Origin of the sequence: Pseudooceanicola spongiae (assembly GCF_014899185.1) — a bacterium.
Taxonomy (GTDB): Bacteria; Pseudomonadota; Alphaproteobacteria; order Rhodobacterales; family Rhodobacteraceae; genus Pseudooceanicola; species Pseudooceanicola spongiae.
This window is the reverse complement of the sequence record NZ_CP045201.1, coordinates 1,745,582-1,763,369: the sequence shown is the minus strand read 5'-3', so window position 1 is coordinate 1,763,369 and position 17,788 is coordinate 1,745,582. Positions and strand designations below refer to the sequence as shown.

General features: G+C 63.4%; 19 protein-coding genes. 2 read left to right on the top strand and 17 right to left on the bottom strand.

Annotation, left to right across the window (positions count from 1 at the left end; genetic code table 11):
- Positions 1 to 6 precede the first annotated feature (6 nt).
- The 5 genes from F3W81_RS08380 to F3W81_RS08360 form a co-directional block, all read right to left on the bottom strand.
- Positions 7 to 891: a branched-chain amino acid ABC transporter permease gene (locus F3W81_RS08380; RefSeq protein ID WP_193083147.1), complete on the bottom strand. Its 885-nt coding sequence runs from the start codon at positions 889 to 891 to the stop codon at positions 7 to 9.
- A gap of 3 nt (positions 892 to 894) precedes the next feature.
- Positions 895 to 1,620, bottom strand: coding sequence for an ABC transporter ATP-binding protein (locus F3W81_RS08375; protein ID WP_193083146.1), 726 nt, complete (start codon positions 1,618 to 1,620; stop codon positions 895 to 897).
- Positions 1,613 to 2,410: an ABC transporter ATP-binding protein gene (locus tag F3W81_RS08370; RefSeq protein WP_193083145.1), complete on the bottom strand. Its 798-nt coding sequence runs from the start codon at positions 2,408 to 2,410 to the stop codon at positions 1,613 to 1,615. The genes F3W81_RS08375 and F3W81_RS08370 overlap by 8 nt, the downstream gene beginning before the upstream one ends.
- Complete coding sequence (locus F3W81_RS08365) at positions 2,410 to 3,708, bottom strand: ABC transporter substrate-binding protein (RefSeq protein WP_193083144.1); 1,299 nt, start codon at positions 3,706 to 3,708, stop codon at positions 2,410 to 2,412. Before F3W81_RS08365 ends, F3W81_RS08370 begins: the two co-directional genes overlap by 1 nt.
- 98 nt (positions 3,709 to 3,806) lie before the next feature.
- Positions 3,807 to 5,243, bottom strand: a complete 1,437-nt coding sequence (locus F3W81_RS08360) for an amidase (RefSeq protein ID WP_193083143.1) — start codon at positions 5,241 to 5,243, stop codon at positions 3,807 to 3,809.
- A 96-nt stretch (positions 5,244 to 5,339) separates the two neighbouring features.
- Between F3W81_RS08360 and F3W81_RS08355 the strand changes: the two genes are divergently transcribed.
- Positions 5,340 to 6,245 (top strand): LysR family transcriptional regulator, encoded by a 906-nt coding sequence (locus tag F3W81_RS08355; RefSeq protein ID WP_226941914.1) that lies wholly within the window; start codon positions 5,340 to 5,342, stop codon positions 6,243 to 6,245.
- A gap of 16 nt (positions 6,246 to 6,261) precedes the next feature.
- On the opposite strand, the gene F3W81_RS08350 is transcribed toward F3W81_RS08355, so the two are convergent.
- The 5 genes from F3W81_RS08350 to F3W81_RS08330 form a co-directional block, all read right to left on the bottom strand.
- Positions 6,262 to 7,374 (bottom strand): class II histone deacetylase, encoded by a 1,113-nt coding sequence (locus F3W81_RS08350; protein WP_193083141.1) that lies wholly within the window; start codon positions 7,372 to 7,374, stop codon positions 6,262 to 6,264.
- Positions 7,375 to 7,557: 183 nt separating this feature from the next.
- Positions 7,558 to 8,745 carry a M20 aminoacylase family protein gene (locus F3W81_RS08345; RefSeq protein ID WP_193083140.1) on the bottom strand — a complete coding sequence of 396 codons (1,188 nt, stop codon included), beginning with the start codon at positions 8,743 to 8,745 and terminating at the stop codon, positions 7,558 to 7,560.
- Entirely contained in the window at positions 8,726 to 9,283 is a 558-nt protein-coding gene (locus F3W81_RS08340) for a TRAP transporter small permease (protein ID WP_193083139.1), read from the bottom strand. Before F3W81_RS08340 ends, F3W81_RS08345 begins: the two co-directional genes overlap by 20 nt.
- Before the next feature lie 60 nt (positions 9,284 to 9,343).
- Positions 9,344 to 10,315 carry a TRAP transporter substrate-binding protein gene (locus tag F3W81_RS08335; protein ID WP_193083138.1) on the bottom strand — a complete coding sequence of 324 codons (972 nt, stop codon included), beginning with the start codon at positions 10,313 to 10,315 and terminating at the stop codon, positions 9,344 to 9,346.
- A 33-nt stretch (positions 10,316 to 10,348) separates the two neighbouring features.
- The gene (locus F3W81_RS08330) at positions 10,349 to 10,645 is read right to left on the bottom strand and encodes a TRAP transporter large permease subunit (protein WP_226941913.1); all 297 of its coding nucleotides are present in this window, start codon (positions 10,643 to 10,645) and stop codon (positions 10,349 to 10,351) included.
- A gap of 36 nt (positions 10,646 to 10,681) precedes the next feature.
- Between F3W81_RS08330 and F3W81_RS08325 the strand changes: the two genes are divergently transcribed.
- Entirely contained in the window at positions 10,682 to 11,155 is a 474-nt protein-coding gene (locus tag F3W81_RS08325) for a 6,7-dimethyl-8-ribityllumazine synthase (RefSeq protein ID WP_193083137.1), read from the top strand.
- Positions 11,156 to 11,198: 43 nt separating this feature from the next.
- Here F3W81_RS08325 and F3W81_RS08320 read toward each other — a convergent pair whose 3' ends face one another.
- From F3W81_RS08320 to F3W81_RS08290, 7 genes are all read right to left on the bottom strand, one after another.
- Positions 11,199 to 11,681 (bottom strand): DeoR/GlpR family DNA-binding transcription regulator, encoded by a 483-nt coding sequence (locus F3W81_RS08320; protein WP_226941912.1) that lies wholly within the window; start codon positions 11,679 to 11,681, stop codon positions 11,199 to 11,201.
- Positions 11,682 to 11,788: 107 nt separating this feature from the next.
- Entirely contained in the window at positions 11,789 to 11,932 is a 144-nt protein-coding gene (locus tag F3W81_RS08315; protein ID WP_193083136.1) for a hypothetical protein, read from the bottom strand.
- A gap of 253 nt (positions 11,933 to 12,185) precedes the next feature.
- The gene (locus F3W81_RS08310) at positions 12,186 to 13,853 is read right to left on the bottom strand and encodes an amidohydrolase (protein ID WP_193083135.1); all 1,668 of its coding nucleotides are present in this window, start codon (positions 13,851 to 13,853) and stop codon (positions 12,186 to 12,188) included.
- Between the two features lie 79 nt (positions 13,854 to 13,932).
- On the bottom strand, positions 13,933 to 14,952 hold the full coding sequence (locus F3W81_RS08305; protein WP_193083134.1) for an extracellular solute-binding protein: 1,020 nt from the start codon (positions 14,950 to 14,952) through the stop codon (positions 13,933 to 13,935).
- A gap of 39 nt (positions 14,953 to 14,991) precedes the next feature.
- Positions 14,992 to 15,795, bottom strand: coding sequence for an ABC transporter permease (locus tag F3W81_RS08300; RefSeq protein ID WP_193083133.1), 804 nt, complete (start codon positions 15,793 to 15,795; stop codon positions 14,992 to 14,994).
- The gene (locus F3W81_RS08295) at positions 15,788 to 16,702 is read right to left on the bottom strand and encodes an ABC transporter permease (RefSeq protein ID WP_407692465.1); all 915 of its coding nucleotides are present in this window, start codon (positions 16,700 to 16,702) and stop codon (positions 15,788 to 15,790) included. The genes F3W81_RS08300 and F3W81_RS08295 overlap by 8 nt, the downstream gene beginning before the upstream one ends.
- Entirely contained in the window at positions 16,699 to 17,778 is a 1,080-nt protein-coding gene (locus tag F3W81_RS08290) for an ABC transporter ATP-binding protein (protein WP_193083132.1), read from the bottom strand. Before F3W81_RS08290 ends, F3W81_RS08295 begins: the two co-directional genes overlap by 4 nt.
- Between the last annotated feature and the right edge of the window lie 10 nt (positions 17,779 to 17,788).

Sequence of the window (17,788 nt, the reverse complement as noted above, 5' to 3'; positions counted from 1 at the left end):
TCGTCCTCACATGCGGCGGATCTGGGCGCGGCCGAACAGGCCGTTCGGGCGCCAGATCAGGATGGCGATGACCAGCATCAGCAGCACCGGAAAGCCCCAGCGTGCGCCCATGCCGAATTGCACTCCGGCCTCGATCATCGCCAGACCGAAGGCGGCGGCCACGGCGCCCGGCAGATTGCCGAGGCCCGCGACAACGCACATGATGAAGGCCTTGAGCATCGGGTCGGCGCCGAGGGTCGGGGACAGCTGCGTCACCGAGCTGACCAGCACGCCGCAGATCCCCGCGACGGCGCCGGACAGCGCCAGCACCTGCAGATAGGTCCGCTCGACCGCGACGCCCATCAGCAGGGCGGCCTCACGGTTCTGAGCGGTGGCGCGGATGGCACGGCCCATGCGGGTGCGGCTGATCAGCAGCGCCAGACCCAGCATCACCACGACCGAGACGAGGATGATGACGACGTTCAGCCAGGGCACCACGCTGTCGCCGATGCGGAATGCGCCGGAAACGCCGAAGGGCTGCTTCAGCGGCTGGCCGCCGTAAACCTGCAACAGGGCGTTCTGCAACGAGATCGAGATGCCGACAGTGGCAATCATCACGCTGGTTTCAAAATTCTTGCCCGCGGTGCGGATCAGGCTGCGCACGACACAGATATAAAGGATCACTCCCGCAAGCGCACCCGCTCCGGCGGCGGCGAGCACCGCCAGCCACACCGGCAGGCCCAGAGTGGTCGCCACGCTGAATACCGCATAGCCGCCAAGCGCCAGCAGCGCCCCATGCGCCATGTTCAGCATCCCCATGGAGCCCCAGACCAGAGACAGCCCGATGGTGGCCAGCGCATAGAGCGCGCCATTGGTCAGGCCGGTGGTTATGATGGCAATCAGAATGTCCATGTCTCAGCCCCCCAAATAGGTTTCCAGCAGTTCTTCTCGCTCCAGCAGCTCGGCCGGGGCGCCGGACCAGGTCAGCCGGCCATCGTCGAGCAGGTGCATCACATCGCTCAGATGCGCGACGCGGGCCGGGTTTTCCTCGACCAGCAGGATGGTGCGGCCCTGTTCACGGAGGGTGCCGATCACCTCGTAGATCTGTTCGATCACGAGGGGGGCGAGGCCGAGTGAGGGTTCGTCGATCATCAGTACCCTGGCACCCGCCATCAACCCGCGCCCGATACCGACCATGCGCCGCTCTCCCCCCGAGAGGGAGGAGGCGATCTGCCCGTGGCGTTCTTTCAGCCGGGGCAGCAGGGCATAGACGTCCTCAAGCAGGGCGGCGAATTGCTGCGGATCGCGGCTGAGATAGGCGCCCATCTGCAGATTTTCGTAAACTGTCATCTCCGGGAACAGCAGATCGCCTTGTGGCACATGCGCCAGCCCGAGGGCGGCGATCCGCTCTGGGCGCAGGCCCGTCAGGTCCTGCCCGCCGAGGCGGATCCTGCCCGCACGCCGTGCCGTCAGGCCCGAGATGGTGCGCAGCAGGGTCGATTTGCCATGCCCGTTCGGTCCGACGACGGTGACGATCTGCCCCTGTGGCACCGTCAGCGTGATGCCATGCAGCACATCGGGGCCGTCGTATCCGGCATGAATACCCTCCAGCTCAAGACTGGTGCCTTTGGTCTCAGACATGATCGGCCTCCGAGAAATGCGATTTCAGTCGCCCCGCCGCGCCCTTGCCAAGGTAGGTCTCGACAACGGTCTGATCCTCGGCGACCTGATCGGGGCGGCCCTCGAAGATCACCTGGCCGTGGTGCATGATGATGACGCGGCTCGACAGCGACAGCAGGAAGCGCATCACATGCTCGATCAGCACAATGGTGATGCCGCGCGCCTGCATCTTGCGCACCAGCGCCTGAATATGGTCGATCTCGTCGGTGTTCAGGCCGCCGACGGGCTCATCCAGAAAGATCATCCTCGGGTTGGTGGCCATGGCCCCCGCGATCATCAGCAGCTTGCGATCCAGCACCGGCAGGTCGCGCGCGATCATCTGTCGCTTTGCGCCAAGGCCGACGAACTCAAGCGCCTCCTGCACCGCCGTCTTTGTCGTATCGCTTAGCCAGAGGCCGGGAAAACGGCGGGCGGTGCGGCCGAACTGCGCGGCAACCTGCACGTTTTCCTGCACGGTCAGATGGTCAAAGGCCGCGTTCAGCTGAAAGGTGCGCGCCACCCCGGCGTGGCAGATCCGGTCCGCGCCCCAGGTGGTGATGTCGTGGCCGTCAAAGCGGATCCGCCCCCCTGAGGGGGCGGTGATGCCGGTGACCACGTCAAAGAACGTGGTTTTTCCGGCGCCGTTGGGGCCTCCGATACCCAGCACTTCGCCGGGCATCACCTGCAACGAGACCCCGTCCACCGCAGCAAGCGAGCCGAAGTGACGCGAGACCTGCGCGCAGGTCAGCAGGGGCGTGTCGGAGCCTGCCATCAAGACATCCAGGGCGGCAGGATGAAGCTGCCCTTGGCATAGGCGGGCGGCGCTACCAGCACCGGGTCCTGCGTCAGATCCTGATGTTGCAGGAACTGGTGCGGCATCCCAAGCGAGGCGTCGGGCGTCTGCGCCGGGAAGGTATAGGCCGACTGGCCCTCGGGATCGAACCGGCAGATGCCGTTCACGCCGCGATAGATCAGCCGGTTCATCGACGCCGACACGGCGCGCGCCTGATCGCCGTCATAAGGCTCGCCCGCGCCGCCGGCGATGGCGGCGGACAGCGCCCATTTCCACAGCCCATCATAGGTTTGCGAGCCGGTCAGATAGGCGGCAGTGGGGCCGAACTTTTCCCGGTAGGCGGTGCGGAAGCCTTCGGAGAAGTCATCGGGCAGGCAGCCGACGACGGTGGAATAGACCACGCCCTTGACGGACTCGCCGCCGATTTCCTTGAACGCGGGCAGTGAGGGGCCGTACTGCATGTAGACCAGCGAATTTGTCGGCTGCGGAATGAACTGGGTCATGAAGGCCGCCAGATCCTGTGGCAGAAAGTGCGTCACGGCGATGACGGCAGGTTCGTCCTGACGGATCTTGGCCAGCGTCGGGCCCCATTGATTGGTCGGGAACTGTACCGTCTCGTAGAGCGAAATCTCCCAGCCGTACTGGTCGGCAAATTCACGCACGGCATTGGCAATGACGATGGAGTATTCGACGGAGGAGGCGACAAGTGCGATCTTGCGGTTTGCCGGTTCCCACTGGCCGCTGTCGATGAGGCCGTTGAGATAGCTCAGCAGACCGGGGCCGTAGTAGTATTCGGGCGGATCGCCCTGAAAGGACCCATAGTAGCGGTCGGGGTCTTCCTTGAACTTGTTATTGTGCGAAATCAACGTGTTGTAGTGGATGAAGATGACGTCACTGTCGGCGGCGACGTCCATTTCCACCATGTTGGTGCCATAGTTGTAGCCGTTGACGATCACCGGGGTGCCGTAGCGGTCGATCAGACGCTGCATGGCCTGGCTGACGACATCGGCGCCCATTTCGGCGGTGTCTTCGATATGCAGTTCCAGCGGGCGGCCAAGAATGCCACCAACTGCGTTGATCTCCTCAATGGCGAGGTCGAGGCCATTCTTGAACTCGATACCATCCGCGGCGGCGGTGCCCGACATGGGCAGAGCCGCGCCAATCGGGATCGGTTCGGCGTCGGCCGCGTTTGCAGTGCTGGCGTTCATCCCCGCGAGCAGCGAAAGCCCGGCCCCGCTGGCCAGTGAGTTTCTGAGCAGTGAGCGTCTGTTGATCATCTGTCGTATCTCCGTGTTGGGCAGCCTTGTGGCTGTTTATGATTATGGGTCGTGCAGAATGTCGGGTGCCGCCCGCCCGCTCACAGGCGGGCATGGCATCAGAGAAGGTTGTCCGGATCGTGCCGCTGCCACCATTTGGCCAGCGCCAGTACAGCCGAGTCGCGCCCGCGTGCCGAGATGATCTGCAACGACTGCGGCAGGCCATTGGCGCTCAGCCCGGCGGGGACCACGGCAGCCGGTTGCTGGCTGAGGTTGATCGGATAGCTGAAACCAGCCCAGCGGAACCAGCGATCCATGCCGCTGCCGGGGGGCACGTCATGGCCCGCCTCGAACGGCAGCACCGTGCAGGCTGGCGCAAGGATATAGGCAAAGCGTTCGGTCAGGCGGTCCATTGCGGCGCCGAACTCTGCGCGCTGGCTCACGGTGCGGAGATAGTCGCCAGTGCTCCAGTGTGCGGCATCCTCGGCGATCTCCAGCAAACCGGGGTCGATGCTGTCATGGTCAAGTGTGTCGAGCGCGCCCGCGCCTTCCAGTCGGACCCGCGCGCTGCTGAACCACAGTCGCGTGGCGATGCCGTAGAGGTCGTCCAGCATCGGCAGGTCGATCTCTTCAAGGATCGCCCCGGCAGCCTCGAACCGGGCAAGGCTGCGCTCAAAATGCGCCGCGACGTCCGGGTCGACAGCGCCTCCGGGTGGGGTCTTCCAGACAGCGATGTGAAGCCCGGCGGGGGTGGTTTCATGCTGTTTGAGCTGGTGCAGCTGACCTTCTCCCTGAAACCAGTCCCTGCGGTCGCGCCCCGACATGGCCGACAGCATCAGCTCCACATCCTCCACCCGGCGCGCCATCGGGCCAATGTGGGCCACCGTGCCGAAGGCGGAGGCCGGATAGGCAGGCACACGCCCGAACGTCGGCTTGATGCCCGCGATGCCGGTAAAGGCGGCCGGGATGCGGATCGAGCCGGCACCGTCAGTTCCAAGGTGCAACACACCCGCGCCCATGCTGGCCGCCACCGCCGCGCCGCCAGAGGAGCCCCCGGGCGTCAGCGACAGATCCCATGGGTTACGGGTAATACCCCAGCGGGGGCTGTCGGTCAGCGCCTTCCAGCCGAACTCTGGCGTTGTGGTCACGCCCAGCATGACCATCCCCGCCTTGCGCAGCCTTGCCACACTTGGCGCGTCCTCGGCGCAGGGGCTGTCGGGGCACAGCGTGCTGCCATTGCTGAGCGGCCACCCCGCGACTGTGACGATATCCTTGATGGTGCCAGGCACCCCGTCGATAGCCGACAGCGCTGTGCCCGCCCGCCAGCGTGCCTCGGACGCAAAGGCGGCTGTCAGCGCAGCGTCGTGGTCAATCAGGGTGAAGGCATTGCAGCGTGCCTGGGCCTGTTCGGAACGCTCCAGCGCCGCGCGGGTCGCCTCCACCGGAGACAGCGCACCCGAGGCGTAGGCCAGTGTCAGGTCAGCTGCGGACATGCGGCAGATTTCACTGGCATCCGAGGAGGGGAGCGTCTGGGTTTTCAGCACGGCATCATCCATTCTTCCCTTGAATTGAGACGATGCTGACAAACCGCTGGCCTAGCTGTAAAATACAAACATTATCGCATGGGTACCTATTCAATGGATATCTCTGCCATGTCGCCGAGTCTGAAGCAGCTGGCCTATATTATTGCCGTCCAGGAAAGTGGCAGCTTTGCCAAAGCTGCCCAGAAGATGAACATCTCGCAGTCCTCGATCCTTGCGGCCGTTGACACGATCGAGCAGGACCTCGGGATTCGCATTTTCTCTCGTCAGAAGGGGCGCGGTGTCTACACGACCGCCGCCGGTGAAAAATTCATCACTTCGGCCCGCCGTCTGCTGATGGCCGAGCAGGAGTTCAGCCGGGACGTGCGCGCGCAGGGGCAGGATGACGAAAGCCTGCGCATCGGCCTGTTCGAGCCCTTCAGTTCCATCATGATGGTCGAGGTGCTGCGCCGCCTGCGCCAGCAGATCGGCAGCATTTCGGTTGAACTGGTTGAGGCAGATCAGCCCAGCCTGAAACGCTATCTGGACCGGGGCGAGGTGGATGTCGTGGTGGTCTATGACCTCGGTCCCGACTTCACGGGTACGATCGAACGGATTGGCCGCGCGCCGCCGCATGTGATGGTGCACGAAGACAACCCGCTGGCGCAATATGATGCGATCAGCATCTCGCAACTGGCGCAGCAGCCGGTGGCTCTGCTCAGTCTTCCACTGACCATGACCTATCTGATGACGCTGTTCGACTATTCCAGCCATCGTCCGAAGATCGTCTTTAAAAGCCGGAGCTACGACACCATCATCCGCAGCGTCTCAAACGGCTTCGGCGCGACCATCCTGAACGCATGGCCACGCACGCCCCTGCCGCTGGAGCAGCGTACCCGACGCCTGCGCCTGACCGATCCGCTGCCCGCGCCGAATGTGATCACCGTCGATCACTACGGCGACATGCGCCCGCGCGCGGTCGAGGTGTTCATCAACATCCTCAAGGAATACTTCGCCGAGGCCTACCACCATTTCTGACACGCCCCCCAGCGGGTCAGTCAAAGTAGGCCGCGCGGGCCCGCTCGACAGCTGCGCCCTGATCATGGCTCAGCGCTTGCCCGCCATAGTTGGCGATATGCGCATCAAAGGGATCCGTCAGCTGCGCCGAGGCCCCGCTCAGTGCCTCGATCACGGCATGGCCACAGTAGGGCACATAGGTCGCGGAATAGCCGCCCTCGTGTGTGACAACGATGCGGCCAGCGCACTGAAGGTCGGCAAACTGCATCACCTGCTGCGTCATCCAGCGGAAATCCTCGGAGGACAGCATCATCACCCCCAATGGGTCCATCGCCGAGGCATCGTAGCCCGACAGGATAAAGATCATGTCAGGCGCAAAGGCTTCCAGCGCAGGTAGCACCACCTTGTCGAAAGCCTCTCTGTAGGCACCCGAGCCGGAACCGGGGGGCAGGGGGATGTTGAGGTTGCGACCCTCGGCGCCCCGCACCCCGATGCCGCCGGAGGCAGGTGGGAACAGATTGTCCTGGTGCAGCGAGATCGTCAGCACCTCTGGATCCTCTAGAAAGATCGCCTCGGTGCCGTTGCCGTGGTGAACATCCCAGTCGATCGTCGCAATGCGCCTGATCCCATGGGTGCGCTGGGCATGACGGATACCCACGGCAGCATTGGCCAGCAGGCAGAATCCCATCGCCATTTCGGGCAGGGCATGATGTCCGGGCGGGCGACACAGTACGTAGGCATTGTCCGCCTTGCCCCCGATCACCGCATCCACGGCGGCGACCACACCGCCCACCGCCAGCCGAGCGATGTCCAGACTGGCCGGCCCGGCGGGTGTCAGCTGGCCGGTCTCGCCGCCGCCTGAGGCGCAAACGCTGGTCAGGTGCGCGATGTGGGCCGCCGGATGCACCATCTGGATGACGGCATCCTCTGCCGGGTGGGGCTTGATCAGCGAAAGATGTTCCCACAACCCCGAGGCCTGCAGCAGGTTCTGCAAGCGACGCTTGGTCTCGGGGTTTTCAAAATGCTCTCTGGGCTGGCAGGTCAGAGACGGCTCAAAAAAGCCGCACCAGTTCAGGGTGTCGTGCCAGTAGTACAATTCAGAGGCGACCATCGCCGTGGTGCGGCTGCAGGTCGAGTGTTCATGGATCATGGCAGCGCTCCCTCGGGGTTGCCCACTGAAAGCCAGATCCGCAGAGATCGGAACGCGCAGCGCAGCAGGTGTCGCACCCCATGCCGCCACAGCTTGCCGCCTATGTACAGATGTAATTTCCACCCCAGCGGCCCATTTCGGGCAGCTGTGTCGGCGGCCCCTGCACAGGCCGCCAACTTGGTTCTAACCGAGGCTCTCGGCCACGACGTTCATCCAGTACGCGACACCGATCGGGATCAGCGCGTCGTTGAAATCGAACTTCGGTGTGTGTACGAAGGCCGCGTCGGGGCCATCGCCATTGCCGATCATCACATAGGCGCCGGGCACCTTTTCCAGCATGAACGAGAAGTCCTCGCTGCCACCGACCCTCTCGGCCTCAGGCTGGACCCGGTGCGCCCCGACCGTCGCGCTGGCTGCACGCACCGCCAGATCCACCTCGCGCGCGGTGTTGATCAGCGGCGGATAGCGGCGGGTGTAGATCAGCGTGGCGATGATGTCGTAGGGGGTTGCGGCCCCGCGCGCCAGAGCGCCGATCATCTGCTCCAGCGTGTCGCGCACCTCGGGGCGGTAGGAGCGCGCGGTGCCCCGGACCGTCACCTTCGCTGGGATGATATTGGGGCTGTTGTAATCGCCCGCTGCAATATGCCCGACCGAGACGATCGCGCCGTCGTTGGCCGGCACCTTGCGCGAAATGATCGTTGCGAGAGAGGCGATGAACTGCGCCGCCGGAATGGTCGGATCGGTCGCATTATGCGGCATCGCGCCATGACCGCCGGTGCCCTCGAAGATCACCTCCCAGGTATCGCCTGCCGACATGAAGGGACCGGGGCGCGTTTTTACCTGACCGAGCGGCTGCTTGGGGTCATTGTGCACGCCGTAAACCTCATCGCAGGGGAACAGGTCGAACAGTCCGTCCTCGATCATGACACGCGCACCGCCCAGACCCTCTTCGGCGGGCTGAAAGATGAACTGCACCGTGCCGGCAAAATCGGGGTCCTGCGCCAGCTTTTCAGCCGCGCCGAGCAGCATGGTGGTATGCCCGTCGTGGCCACAGGCGTGCATCTTGCCCGGCACTTGCGAGGCATAGGGCTTGCCCGTCGTCTCGGCGATGAACAGCGCGTCCATGTCGGCGCGCAGGCCGATCACTTTCTGGCCCGGCTTGCGCCCCTTCAGCGTGCCGACCACGCCGGTGCCGCCAAGGCCACGGTGTACCTCCATCCCCAGAGCTTGCAGAAACGCCGCAACGATATCCGATGTGCGGACCTCCTCGAAGGCGGTTTCGGGGTGGCGGTGGATGTCCTGACGGATTTCGGTCAGGCGGGCGATGAAGGCGCTGTCGTCAGCGATGGTCTCAGGCGTGATGCGGGGCATGGGCGTCCTTTTCTTGGTCGGTGTGCCGCAGAGCGGTCAGGCTGGCCGCGCAAGAGGCCAGCCCGTGCAGAAAGATCGCGACGATGAAAATCGGCACCGTCACGGCGACGAAGATCGTCGGCAGGTCAAAGCTTTCGGCCGTGGTGTAGAGGTTGCGCGCCAGGAACGACCGGGCAGGGTTCATGCCGGGGCCGTAGAAGCAGAAGAACAGGATCGGGCCCAGAAAGGTCACAACCGCCGCGCCGCGCATCACGGCCGCCACGGCAAGGATCGCGCGCGGCGTGCGCACCGGCAGCTTGACCAGCTTGGGGTCGAACCCGGCCTTGAAGGAAATGCTGGCGCCCAGCAGACCGACCCAGACCATCGCATAACGCGCGGCCTCTTCCGTCCAGCTGGGGGGCGCGGCAAAGCCGTAACGCGCGACCACCTGCAGGCTGATCGCCAGAACCATGACGACCAGAAAGACCAGCGCGACGCCACGCATCACGCGGTCCACCGTGTCACTGATCCGGCCGAGGGTATTCGAGAGTGCAAGCATCGGTATCTCCTGCAGGGGGGGGGAGGGCCCGCCAAAGGCGGACCCGGAGGTGAGTCAGGCTCAGTTGAGGTAGCCGGTGAGGAAGTCGATATCCTCCTGCGGCACGATCTCGCTCCAGACGGATGTCGTCGCATCGACGAACTTCTGGCGCTCGCCCTCGTCCAGTGGCGTGATCTCGATCCCGCCGTCCTGAATGACCTGCTCGAAGTAGGGGACCTTTTCCTTGGCCCAGGTCCGGTTCGCGGCGATGCCCGCATCAACGGCGGCGTCGACCCAAGCGCGCTCCTCGTCGTCGAGCATGGAATACCAGTCGTCCGACAGCATCACGACCTTGGGCACCGGACCCGCTTCGAGGGGCGTGAAGTATTTCAGCAGATCGACCTGACCTGCCGCCACGACGGTCGAGGGCGGGTTGAAGTGGCCAACCGCCACGCCGGTCTGCAGTGCGTTCGGCGTCTCGGCCCAGCTGACGACGGTCGGCCTGGCACCCCAGGCTGCGAACATCTTCATCTGATCGCCGTTCTGGGCGCGCAGGCGCATGCCTTCGACGTCCGCGATGGTGGTCACCGGCTTGGCGTTGTTGAACAGCCCCAGCGAGCCGCCGCGCATCGCGAACCCGGCAATCCGCACCCCGAGGCGCGAGGCTTCATCGTTGATCCGGTTCAGCGCACCGGAGGTCTCGACCATCTGGTCAAACTGCTCTTCGCCGGCGCTCAGGAACGGCAGGAACAGCGCGCTGGCAAAGGCCGAGGCCTTCATCAGCGACCCGCCATTGGCGATATTGACCTGCAGCAGCCCTTGGCTGACCTGATCGAACCGGTCGCTTTCCTTGCCCATGGTGTTGGAGGGATGCACGATCGTGGTCACGTCGTGGGTCGCAAGGCTGTCAGCGAAGCCCTTGATAAAGACGTATTCCGCGTCGTTCTGCAGATCCTCAGAGCCGGCAAAGGCGATCACGACATCGTCCATGGCCTGCGCGGCACTCGCGAGGGCGAACAGGCTGACGGTTGCAGCAAACAGCGTTTTTTTCATTGGTAGTCTCCTTGTTGGCAGTTTTTGGGATCGTCAGTTGATCAGGCCGAGGTAGCGCGGCAGTGTCAGCGAAATCGCGGGCACATAGATCAGCACCCCCAGCAGGATCAGCTCGACAAACAGGAAGGGCAGAACGGCGCGGACCAGCCGCCAGTAGCCAATGTCGACGACGGTCGACAGGATCAGCAGCACCCCACCCATCGGCGGCGTCAGCAGACCGACGGTCAGGTTGAAGCCGACGAGGATGCCCATGTGCACCGGGTCGACCCCAAGGGCGATGGCCGGAGAAAGCAGGTGCGTCCCCAGGTTTGGGTGCGGGCCTGTAGACATGCTCTGGGATCTTGTCATTTGAAGAGGACCACAGACATGACAAAATCCCCAACCTTCGCCTTCATCAAGGCACGCTGGCACGCCGAGATCGTTGATCAGGCCCTTGCCGGTTTTACCCAAAGACTGTCGGAAATTGCGCCTTCCGCCAGCGTCGACACTTTCGATGTGCCTGGCGCTTTTGAGATGCCCTTGCTGGCCAAGAAGCTTGCGGCCTCTGGTCGGTACGACGGTATCGCGGCAGCGGCACTGGTTGTGGACGGCGGGCTCTACCGGCATGATTTTGTCGCGCAAGCGGTTGTCTCAGGCCTTATGGAGGCGCAGATGGCCACCGATGTTCCGGTTTTTTCGGTGTCTCTGACCCCGCACCACTTCCAGCCCAAAGGCGAGCATGAGGCCTTCTATCACGCCCATTTCGTCGGCAAGGGACGCGAGGCGGCAGATGCGGCTGTTCAGACGTGGCGCCTGCACAGCCAGCTGGATGCCGAAGAGGGGGCGCGCACAGCCGCCTGATACCGCGACAGGCCGCGTCCCCCGGATGCGGCCTACTTCGCGATCAGCACTTCGATGCCGCGCGCTCGAATTCCGTGGCGTCCGCATCCGAGATCCCGTCGCCGGTGATGTAGGAATGGATCAGTTCCAGCGCGCCCAGCCGGATGAACGAGGCGCGGTTGATCTTGGTGCTATCAGCCACCAGAAGAAGATGGGCGGCGGTGCGGATCATCGCCTCTTTCAAATGCTGATCGGCAAAGCTCGGGTAGGTCAGGCCGATATCAAGTGCGTTACCTGCGGACCGGGAACAACCTGCCTGCCGTTGTCGAGCGTAAGTCGTCCCCCGACAACGGGGGGGTCGGCGCCTTGAATTGCCCTCCGGGCTTGTCCGGGGCTTGTCCGGGGCATTGCCGGGGATCGTCAGGTTGGATCGCCCGGTGAGGGGCGTTGCAACCTCGCTCATGGTGGTGCCTGCGTCCAGGATCAGCGTCATTCCATCCTGGACCATCCCTGCGGCCAGTGCACCGATCTTGCGATTGCGATCCATGTTGTCCTGAGGGTGCAGCATCGGGCCGCCAGACCGGGGGCGCATGGAAGTCAGAAACGCCCGGGCGTGTTCGCGGGTGATCTGGCAGTCGCGCGATGGATCGCCCATCAGCAACAGGCGCGGATCGACATGATCTGGAACAGACCGTTGTTCTTGCGCTCCTCTGGCACCGGAGCGATGCCGTGCGCAATCTGCTGGTTGACGGCTGTTTCGCGAATCTCGCGGCTTGGGGATGCTGCGCCATGATGCATTCCAGAAACACCGAGCGGCCTGCGCTCATCAGCGCGTAGACGCCCAGTGTCTCGCCCGCGCCGAGGGAGGGGCAGAGGGGGGCCGATGCATGCGATGATGGGCGACAGCTACGCCGGGCTCTATGGCCACGGCATCTGTGTGTCGGGGATTGTGAAGGCAGCCTGCGGCACCGGCTCATCCATCATTGCGTTGACGCCTGGACGCAGCCCTGCGCAAATCTGTGTGCTGACGGGGCGCTGCATCCGCAAGGCATCACGCCTCGAACACGACAGTCCCGCCTGAGATGGTGAAGGCGGCGCCCGTGGTCTCGAACCTGTCGTGCTCCATGCCCTCCAGATCGTCGCGCATCACGACGATATCCGCCATGAAGCCCGCTTTCAGTCGCCCCTTGCGATGCTCGTTGAACTCAACCCACGCATTGTCGGCGGTGCAGGAGGCCAGAGCGTCCAACAAAGTTTGGCGCTGATCGCCCCAGGGCGCAGGCATTGGCACCGGGGCGGTGGCTGCGCGCAAGGTGGCCATGACATCTACCTTGATCACGGGCCAGTCGGTGGAAAAGATCACCTTGTTTCCCGCGTCGCGCAGAGTTTTCCAGGCGTAGGCTAGGGGCTTTTGATCGTCGTGCAGATGAGGCTCGATTGCGCCTGCCGTATAGATATGCCCGAACGGAGCATGGCCTGGCTGGTAGGAGGCGACGATCCCCATGTCGGCAAACCTCGGTAGATCGTCAGGGTGCAAGGTCTCGATATGTTCAATGCGATGGCGTGCGTCGCGGGCGCCATTTGCGTCACGCGCCGCCTGATAGCCGTCCAGCGTGCGGCGCACGGCAAGATCGCCAATGGCATGGGTCGCGATCTGAAACCCACGCCGGTCGGCCTCGATACAGGCCAGGTTGAACGGCTCGGGTTCAAAAACTGCATCGCCCACATGGTCGGAGCCGGGGTAGGGGCGCAGCATCAGCGCCGTGTGGCTCTCAACCACGCCGTCCATGAACATCTTGACGCGGTTGCACCAGAGCCGGTCGCTGGACCAGAGGCGGCGCATCTCCTCAGCCTCGGCAAAACGTTCGAATGTGTCGACGGATTTGAGATGGAACGGCACTTCGGTGCGACAGATCAGATCGCCTTCGGCTTCAAGCTCGGCCAGTAACTCCATGGTGTAGAAACTGCCGTCCATGTTGTGCAGCCCGGTGATGCCGTGGCTGGCGCAATGCTGCAGCCCGCGCCGGATCGCCCCGAGGTCGGCAGCTCTTTGCGCGGCGGTCGCTGGCGGTTCGGGGTTCTTGCCACTGACGAGCCCTGCCAGATCACGCCCGCCATAAGGGGTCAGGGCCAGCACCCGGGCATAGGCCCCGGGTTCGCGCAATTCGCCCTCGGCAAGGCCGTCCCGTCCCATCACGATCTCGGAGCCGACCTCTGTCGCCCCGCCGCCAAGAAGCCCTGCGAGCGCGAGGGCGCGGGTGTTGGCCCAGATGGTATGATGGTCGGAGGCGAAGATGGCGAAAGGCCGCTCCGGCAGTACCCGGTCAAGGTCGTGCCGTGTGGTGCGATGCCCGGCGCCGAAAAGGCTGTAGTCGGCCTGCACCGCAAAGATCATGCGCACATTCGGGTCGGCGGCAGAGCGGGCACGCACCGCAGTTGTCACCGCCTCAAACCCGGTTTTACCGCCGAGGTCGAGATACTCCAGTTCGACCGATCCGCCGAACAGGTGGACATGGCTGTCGATGAAACCGGGCAGAACGGTGCTGCCCTGCGCGTCGATCACACGGGTCGCGGGGCCGACCATGGCGCGTATCGTGTTGCAGTCGCTCACAGCGACGATCACCCCATCGCGCACAGCCAGTGCCGAGGCGCGCGGCAGGGTCGGATCAAAGGTGATCAGGGCGCCATTCAGAATGACCAGATCAGGTGAGGTGGACATCGGGCTCTCCGGTGGCGGCGTTTCAGTTAAAGGCCGCCCTGCGGGGGAATGCCGGGGGCCAGACCGCCCCCGGTTGATCTTACTTTTGCAGTTCAGTCCAGATCGCCGTGTAGTATTCCAGCGATTTGGCGGAACAGGTCGGCAGGAACTCACCTGCTGCGGCATATTCCGCAGGGATGTTGACGATGGGCGAGGCTTTCATCTCGTCGTCCATGAAGGCTTCGGAACCTGCGATGCCGTTGGCATAGCGGGCAAATTCAGAAATCATCGCGGCGTTTTCCGGGACCATGATGAAATCGAGGAACGTGTAGGCCTCGTCGACATGCTGGGCGTCCGACAACAGCGCGACCGAGTCCATGAACATCGGAAAGCCTTCTTGCGGGTAGCCAAAGGCGACCTTGTCATTCTTGAGGTGCGCGCGGAACACAGCCCCGTTCCAATAGACAGAGGCCTTGGTGTCGTTGGAGGCCAGCTTTTCCGTCATGCCGTAATCCATCGACTGCCAGTTCGGCTTGGCCTTGATCAGGGCATCCCGCGCGGCCTTCAGCTTTTCAGGATCTTCCGAGCAGGGTTCGCCGCCGACATACCACAGCGCCAGCGACATGATGTCGTTCATCTCGGGCGTGACGTTGACCTTGCCGACAAGCTCCGGCGGTGTGTCGAGGAAGATCGCGCTGGTGTTGATGTCGCCGCTATATTCGTCGGTGTTCACGGCAATCCCCGTCGCACCAATCTGCCATGGGATCGAGAATTTGCGGCCCGGATCAAAGTGCACGTCCATCCATTGGGGGGCGATATTGCCGTGATGCGGCAGGCGGGACATGTCCAGTTCGGTAATCAGGCCCTTTTCGCGCCAGATCGGCACATAGTTGGCTGAGGGCACGACGAGGTCATAGCCGTGTCCGCCCGCTTCGACCTTGGCCAGCGCCGTGTCGTTGGAATCGTAATCAGTGACCGTGACCTTGATGCCGGTCTCGGCCTCGAATTTCGCCAGAAGTTCGGGGCTCGTATAGTCACCCCAGTTATAGAGCTGCAGTTCGCCCTCGGCATGGGCTGCGCCGGCACAGAGGATGGCGACAGTGGCAAGTAACGTCTTCATGGGTCTCTCTCCTTGTTGGATATTTTTATTATTTTTCAATCAGGTGCGTTTGCGGGTCAGCAGGAAGAATGCGGTCAGCAGAACGACGGTCAGCAACAGAAGCAGGGTCGAGATGGCGTTGATATCGGCACTGACCGACCGGCGGATCTGGGCCAGCATATAGGTCGGCAGCGTATCCTGGCCGGCGGATTTCACGAACTCTGTGATGACCACATCGTCCAGCGAGGTGACGAAGGCCAGCATCAGCCCCGCCACTGCCCCCGGCATCACCAGTGGCAGCGTCACATGGCGAAAGGTCTGCCAGGGACTGGCGTAGAGGTCGGCCGCAGCGGTTTCCAGCGCCAGGTCCATCCCCTCAAGCCGTGCGCGGATCGGCAGATAGGCGAAGGGCGTGCAAAAGGCCGCATGGGCCAGGATCAGATAGCCCAGCCCCTGATAGCCGGTGATCACCTTGATCGAGGAAAAGAAGATCAGCAGGGCAACGCCGGTGACGATCTCGGGCACCATCAGCGGCTGGTTGATCATCACGTAGACAAAGCTCTGCCCGCGCGTTGCCCGCCTGCGCGTCGTGCCAAGGGCGGCCATCGTGGCGACGCCTGTCGCGATCAGCGACGCGGCCGTTGCCACTTGCAGAGAGCGCAGAGTTGCGGCCTTGACCGCTTCGTTCTGCCAGGCCTCCGGATACCAGCGCAGCGAGAAGCCCTCCCAGATTGCCACACTGTCGCCGGCGTTGAAGGAGAAGATCACCAGCATCGCGATCGGCAGATACAGCAGCACGAAGACGATGACGGCGATGGTCGCAAACCCGGGCAGGCGCGAGATCGAGAAGCTGCGATCAGCCATGCGATTTATCCTGACCGCCAGTGGCAAAACGGGTGTAAACGATCAGCGCCACGCTGACGATGACCAGCAGAACCACCGACAGGGCGGCCCCCAGTGGCCAGTTGCGCCCCTGCCCGAACTGCAGTTCGATGAAGTTGCCGATCATCATGTTGCGCCCGCCGCCCAGGATGCGCGGTGTGACGTAGGCGCCAAGCGCCGGAATGAAGACGAGGATCGAGCCGGAGATGATCCCCGGCTTGACCACCGGCACGATGACATGGCGCAGCAGCTGCCAGCGGCTGGCATAGAGATCGTAGCCCGCCTGCAGCAGGCGCATGTCGAACCGATCAATCGCGGCAAACAGCGGCAGCACCATCAGCGGCAGATAGACATAGGTCATGCCGATAAAGACCGCGAAATCGGTGTAGAGCATCACGATCGGTTCTTTGATGATGCCGAGGTACAGCAGGCCGGTGTTCAGGAAACCTTCGTTGCGGATGATCTGGTTGATCGCAAAGGTGCGGATCAACAGGTTGGTCCAGAACGGAATGGTGATCAGGAACAACAGCGCGGTGCGCATGCTCGGGGTGCGTGTTGCAATGAACCATGCCGTGGGAAAGCCGACGACAAAGCAGAAGACGGTGGTCAGAAACGCCAGTTTTGCCGAGCGCCAGAAAATCGTCAGATGCGCGTCGGCAAAGCCAAGCGTGCCGTCAAAAATATCGCGCGTCATCACGACGTTGAACCACGCCTTGAACGAGATCACCCATTCGACATTGCCGTACTGACCCGCCTCAAGGAACGAGTAGACCAGCATGATCAGCAGAGGCCCCGAAGCACCCACCGCCAAAAGCACCAGTGCCGGGGCCGAGAGCAGCCAGCCGCGCCGGACTTCAGCGCGTGCTTTCGGGTCCATCGGCGTGCTCATGCGACCTCCGGCAGCACGATCAGGGCTCCGGGTTCAAATGTCAGGGTGACCTGCGATCCGGTCTGCAGGCCGACATCCCCCGACACCGGGCTTTGCAGGCGCACGGTGATTTCAGTGCCATCCGACAGCGCCAGCACGCAGTGGGTGTCCGTGCCGAAATAGACCGTATCCAGCACTTTCGCCGCGATCCCGCTGCCTGCGTCGCTGGAAATGCGGATCTGCTCGGGCCGGATTGCAGCCGTCACATGGCCCGAGACGGGGGCGTTATCGGCCCTCTCCACCGGCATCCTCGGCCCTGCATCCAACGTCAGGTCACTGCCGCTCAGCGTGCCGGTCAGAAAGTTCGACTCGCCAATGAAGGAGGCGACAAAGCGGTTGGCCGGGCGTGTGTAGATCGTGCGCGGATCGCCGACCTGCAGCAGATGCCCCGCCTGCATCACGCCGATCCGGTCGGACATGGTCAGCGCCTCTTCCTGATCATGGGTGACGAAGATGAAGGTGATGCCGGTTTCGACCTGCAGCCGTTTCAGCTCGATCTGCATTTCCTTGCGCAGCTTCAGATCCAGCGCCGACAGAGGCTCGTCCAGCAGCAGAACCTTGGGGGCAGGGGCCAGCGCACGGGCCAAGGCAACGCGCTGCTGCTGACCGCCCGACAATTGGACCGGCTTGCGATCCGCCATCTTTTCCAGCCGCACCAGTGCCAGCATCCGCGTGACAGTCTCGGCCACTTCGGCCTTGGGGCGGCCCAGCATCTTCAGCCCAAAGCCAATGTTTTCGGCCACGGTCAGATGGGGAAACAGCGCGTACGACTGAAACACCGTATTCACCGGCCGGGTATTGGGCGGATCAAAGGTGATGTCCTGACCATCCAGCAGGATCTGCCCACTGCTCGGGCTTTCAAAACCCGCGATCAGCTTCAGCAGAGTGGTCTTGCCGCAGCCCGACGGGCCCAGCAGAGTAAAGAACTCGCCCTTGCGGATCACAAGGGACACGCCTCCAAGCGCCGTTACGGCCCCGGCACCCTGGCCGTAGACCTTGCACGCCGCGCGTGCTTCAACCGCTACGTCATTGCTCACAATCAACCTC